The sequence below is a fragment of the Gallibacterium genomosp. 1 genome (genome assembly GCF_001678575.1).
Classification (GTDB): domain Bacteria; phylum Pseudomonadota; class Gammaproteobacteria; order Enterobacterales; family Pasteurellaceae; genus Gallibacterium.
Window position 1 is genome coordinate 1 of sequence record NZ_JTJP01000081.1, and the last position, 3,301, is coordinate 3,301.

Sequence of the window (3,301 nt, forward strand, 5' to 3'; positions counted from 1 at the left end):
CGTTCTTGTTCAGCTCGCTCTTTCGCTAAACGTTCTTGTTCTGCTTGCTCTTTCGCTAAGCGCTCTTGTTCAGCTTGTTTTGCTTGTAATTCTGCTGCTTTTTCTTTTATTCTCTCTTTTATATTTTCCGGAGCATCCGGATTAACATAAGGATTTGTTAAAACAATGGCATCTAAATTCTTTTTAGCTTTATAACGCCAAGCTCCAGCATCAACATAAGGTTCACCATTTTCACTATTTTGCAAAATAAATGTGAAATTATTTTCTTCATTTGGATTAAACTGAATCAGTGTAAGTGAATCTGTTGTAGATAATGTTTTTGCTTGATCTTTAACTAATAAAGTTAAAGATCCTCGCAGTGCTCCGTTAACTATTAATTTATTTCCTAATGAGGAACCTATGTTTGTATTAAAATCTAAGACACCTTGCCCATTGAGATCATTTTGAACAATTAAATTAGTATAACCATTACGACGGCTTTTTAGTACAATATGAGCATTATCCTCTAAAGTTAAATAACCTACTTGACTGTTTTGTGTTAATTCCCACAGACTATTGGAAAAAAGATTTATATGTGTTCCTGCTTTAGCAATAGCCCTTCCTTGAAATATTACATTACTTAAATTAGCTGTACTTTCATTGTCTAGAATAATATGTCCTTTCACTAATGTTTGAGGAATAGTATTTAGAACCTCTTGAGAATAATTTGGTTTATCGCATTGTGTATTACCGCTATAGTTTGAACGATAACAAACATCCTGCCCTGTCCGATATCCTAAATTTAAAACAGCTTTGTCAGTTACTGAAAAGATCGTATTTACCTCACTAACATTACGACCAATCGTTAAAGTAGCACTGTTTTTAACTATCATTGCAGACGCAGTATGAGATGTATTTATCCACTCATTATCCAATATCACTTCTTTATTATTAATGTCTCTTGCGTGTGGAACTGGACGCCCAGAAATAATAACATTGCCCTCTTCAACCTCTAAATTACCATTCAAATTTATCGTTCCATTAAGTAAAAGTGTTGAATTAGCTATTTTGGGGCGATAAATAACATCTAATGCTCCATTACTACCTTTGTTAAAATCAGTTTCTCCTAAAGTTCCTTCAAAAGTTTTATAACGAAATTCTGTTGATGTATTTTTACTATCAACAATAAATTGCATAGCTGTTGCTTTATCACTGCTGATAAACTTCCAATTTTTTGAACTATCTTGATTGGTTGGATAGTATCTCCAAGGTTCATCACCAACTAACACAAAATAATCTGTTCTGCCAGCAGCCCATTGATTTTTATATTCATACAGATCTTTACCTTTTTCTCCGTGTTGTCCCCATTGTATCTGATCAGCAGTGAAAGGTTCTGTTCCTGTAAGTGTTAGTGTTGCACCTATGTTAGTATTATGGTTAACAATCTGTGCCCCAGAATCACTATGGCGAATATATTGCATAGTTAAGCTATTCCCATTTAAATCTAGACGCCCACCACGAAAACCAAAATAAAGATTATCAGGATTAATTTGATCCTCACTATTTAAAGTTAAAATTGGTCGCCCACTAGTGATGCCTACTTTATTGAATGCCTGTTTTAGCCCATTCTCATCTTCACGCTGATTAAAAATAACAGTGCCATCACCAATACTGATATCCCCTAAATTCTTGCCTTTACCATTTACATAAAGCATTCCAGCACCAATTTTTGATAAACGGTCATTTTCTGGATTTTTTACTTTCCATACAACATACTTCCCTTCGGCTATGGAAATACCACCACCAAGCCAAGTTTGATCTTCTTTTGGTGCAACTGTAAAATTGGTATTAAAATAAAGTGCTCCCGCTCCTTGATTAATATCTTGGTTTAGGATTAATTTTCCATCAGTATCACCATTAAAAATTACATCTTGTCCATAATCAATTGATGGACGAGATTGGTGACTATCATTGGCGGATAAAGATTCATTATATAAATTCACTTTTAATGATGCTTGCTCAGAATGAATATGGCTTGTTGATTTGTCATTATCATCTACTGCCCACTCCCATTCTGTATTTGTATTATTTTGAACAATGCCAGCAGTAAACTTATCCTTAACCAATTTAATATAACCTGGGTAATGTATGTTAAAAACAGTGATATACGGTGCATTAGGCGGTTGTGTTCCACCAATTAATACACCAACAGCCACCCATTTCTTTAACTTAGAATCATAACCCAGTAATGGTGAACCGCTATCTCCAGCATCTCCCCACGTTGGCATTACTCCATAATCAGTTCCAAATAAGCTTCTTGAATCCTGTACCCAAGTGTTATCCGGTAATTTGTTTCCTTTTGACCATAATGTATGCCCTTGTACTGAATGAACACCTAGTATTCCACCACCTGTTAGAAAATTATAAGCATCAGTTATGTTTGTAATCTTATTTTCTACTAGATCATAAACAGATTGATCTCCACTTCCTACACGGACATAACTTAAAAAACGTCCACTACCATTAATGCCATAAGTGTTATAATTTTCTTTATCATTATTTTCAATAAAAGCATCTGTTACCGATATAGGCGCAACTTCTGTTACTAACTTATGCAAGCGCGGAACGTGATAATCTGTTTCGTATGCCCTAGGTTTTTTTAAGTATCCATTTTCTCCTGATGTCATTTCATTCCTGCTAGTCAGTAAATAATCAAAAGTATGAGAATCAGGTTTATTATCCTGATCACCAAATTGGACACTGCCATATCCTCTATTATGTTGAACACTACTTACAAAAGCATTATCAATTAATGAGGCAAATCCACCATTTTTGTTAGCGATGTTTAAGTCAGGCATAGGTATTCCTTGCATCATTACCCCAATTTTTTCATTATTTTTATTAAAAATAGGAATATTACTTGCACCAACTGTAAATTGACCTTTATTTTCTGCAAAATCACGGAAATATTGATAATCAATATCCTCACGAACTCGAGAAGCATTTGCCACCGCACTTGCTAAAATAGATGAAACAAAAAATGCAACTTTAGTATATTTAAATCGAAGAATAGAGTGTAATAGCATAAATTTTATTAGATATTAAAAAAAGTGGTGAAGTATATAGAATCTCAAATAAAGAATTGAATAGATAAGATATTTTTCATTAAGATTTTTATATAGTTTTTCATAAAAATGAAAACTTGATTATAAATATATAATTTCTTTTTCCAATACATATAAATATTAAATAAATGAAAGTTTTCATTAAAAAGATCAAAATTGATGGATTTTTGACTACTTACTATTTCTTCTAAAGAAGA

At 32.9% G+C, this 3,301-nt stretch carries 2 protein-coding genes; both read right to left on the reverse strand.

Going from position 1 to position 3,301, the window contains the following annotated elements:
• Positions 1-2,990, reverse strand: a 2,990-nt coding sequence (locus QV04_RS11245; protein ID WP_328585944.1) for a S6 family peptidase, incomplete at its 3' end; no start/stop codon positions are given.
• A 119-nt stretch (positions 2,991-3,109) separates the two neighbouring features.
• The coding region (locus QV04_RS11895; protein ID WP_231924879.1) for a hypothetical protein at positions 3,110-3,301 on the reverse strand (192 nt) is incomplete at its 5' end.